At 73.0% G+C, this 2,169-nt stretch carries 2 protein-coding genes; one reads left to right on the forward strand and one right to left on the reverse strand.

The window, feature by feature from the left end:
• Positions 1–438 precede the first annotated feature (438 nt).
• Positions 439–1,614, reverse strand: a complete 1,176-nt coding sequence (locus tag GPJ59_RS35700; RefSeq protein WP_219672280.1) for an acetyl-CoA acetyltransferase — start codon at positions 1,612–1,614, stop codon at positions 439–441.
• Positions 1,615–1,830: 216 nt separating this feature from the next.
• Between GPJ59_RS35700 and GPJ59_RS35705 the strand changes: the two genes are divergently transcribed.
• A partial coding sequence (locus GPJ59_RS35705; RefSeq protein ID WP_219672281.1) for an acyl-CoA dehydrogenase family protein occupies positions 1,831–2,169 on the forward strand: 339 nt, incomplete at its 3' end.

The following is a 2,169-nucleotide window of genomic DNA, read 5'->3' on the forward strand; positions in this document are numbered from 1 at the left end:
CGCGCAAGCGACGCCCGAAGGGCGCTCTTGACGCCGGCCGCCGACCCGCACGGACGATGGACTGGCGGGCAGACACCGACACCCCTCCGACCAGGCCCGACAGGAAACACACCCCCTCGGGTCAGCCCTGACGTTCGAAGCCCTTGCTCCCGGCGGACATGCCCTCTTGGGTCAGCCCTGACGGTCGAAGCCCCCGCGCCCAGCGGACATGCCCCCTCGGGTCAGCGCCCACCCCCGAAGTCCCGCCCCCGCCTACAGCACCCTCAGCCCCGGTAGGGAGCCACCTTTACTGCCACGCTCACGAGGTCGCCCGACTGTGAGTGGCCCAGCCAGACTGGGAAGGTGCCGTCAAGGTCCGTTCGTTGTGCGTCGTCACGGCCCGACACCGTAGCCCCCACTGCCGACATCGATGCCGATGCCTACGCCGGCCCGCCGGCGCTACCCCCGCCCCAGCAGCAGTGTTCCCGAGGAGCAGAACCAGCCGCCCGTGCCCGACGCCACGGCGATCTCGGGGAGGGTGCCGTCGCGTTTGCGGACCTGGGCCTCGCCGGCCTCGCCGCGTAGCTGTCGTACGGCCTCGACCAGGAGGAACAGGCCGCGCATGCCCGGGTGGCAGGCCGACAGGCCGCCGCCGTCGGTGTTGACGGGGAGCTCGCCGTCGCGCAGCAGCCGCCCCTTCTCCACGAACGCCCCGCCCTCGCCCTTCGCGCAGAAGCCGAGGTCCTCCAGGGTGACCAGGGTCATGTAGGTGAAGGCGTCGTAGATCTGGGCGATGTCCACGTCGGCGGGGGTGAGGCCGGCGCGTTCGAAGGCCTGGCGGCCGGAGGCGGCGGCAGGGGAGACCGTGAAGTCCGGCCATTCGGACATGGTGGTGTGGGAGACGGCGGTGCCGGAGCCGAGGACCCACACGGGTGTCGTGGCGGTGTCCGGTACGAGGTCCGCGGCGGCGAGCAGGACCGCGCAGCCGCCGTCGGACCGGATGCAGCAGTGCAGCTTGGTGAACGGGTCCGCGATCATCTCGGCGGACAGGACCTCGTCCACCGTCAGCGGTTCGCGGTACATCGCGTCGGGGTTGGCCGCAGCGTTGGCCCGCGCCTGGACCGCCACCTGGGCGAGCTGCTCCAGCGTGGTGCCGTACTCGTGCATGTGGCGGCGGGCGGCCATCGCGTACTTCGAGATCAGCGTGTGGCCGTACGGGACCTCGAACTGCAGGGGGCCGCGCGCGCCGAACGAGAGGTTGGAGGTGCGGCGGCGCGCCTTGATGTCGGCGCGGGCGGTGGAGCCGTAGACGAGCAGGACGGCGCGGGCGTGGCCGGCCGCGATGGCGTCGGCCGCGTGGGCGGCCATGACCTCCCAGGTGGAGCCGCCGACGGAGGTGGAGTCCACCCAGGTGGGGCGCAGCCCGAGGTACTCGGCGACTTCGACGGGGGCCAGGGTGCCCAGCCCGGCGGAGGCGAAGCCGTCGATCACGGAGCGGTCCAGGCCGGAGTCGGCGAGGGCCCGCCGGGCGGCCTGGGCGTGCAGGGCGTAGGGGGTGGGGCCGTCGACCTTGCCGCAGTCCGAGAGGGCGACGCCGACGACAGCGACCTTGCGGCGGGGCGTGGGTTCAGGCATGAATCTGACGGTACATCAGATGGGTGGGGTGTGGGCATCCCCTCCCGTACCCGTACCCGCGCCCCTTCGTCCTTCGTGCTTTCCGCACCCTCCGCACCCTCCGCGCCTCCGCCCGCGCCCTCGGGCCTTCGCCTCCGTGTTCCGTGTCCCGCCTCTGGGCATCCCGACCCGACCCGCCTAGCATGACGGCCCGTCAGATACGGGAGGAGCCCGCCGATGGATGCCGCTTTCACCGCGGAGCAGGACGAGATCCGCCGCACCCTGCGCGAGATCCTGGGCAAACGCTGTGGACCGGACGAGGTCAAGGCCGCCGTCCGCACCGACGCCGGATACGACGGGGAGCTGTGGCGGCAGCTCACCGGCCAGCTCGGGCTTCCCGGTCTCGCCGTCGCGCAGGAGTACGGCGGTGTCGGCTGCGCGCCCGGTGACCTGGCCCTGGCCTGCGAGGAGACCGGCCGGGTGCTGCTGCCCTCGCCGCTGATCGCCACTGCCGCGCTCGTCGCTCCGCTCGTCGCCGCGCTGGGGACGGCCGCGCAGCGCTCCGCGCTGCTGCCG

Source organism: Streptomyces bambusae (assembly GCF_019400985.1).
Taxonomy (GTDB): Bacteria; Actinomycetota; Actinomycetes; order Streptomycetales; family Streptomycetaceae; genus Streptomyces; species Streptomyces bambusae_A.

Coding starts and splice junctions, on each gene's coding strand:
- GPJ59_RS35700 (WP_219672280.1), bottom strand. CDS start 1,614: ATGCCTGAACCCACGCCCCGCCGCAAGGTCGCTGTCGTCGGCGTCGCC.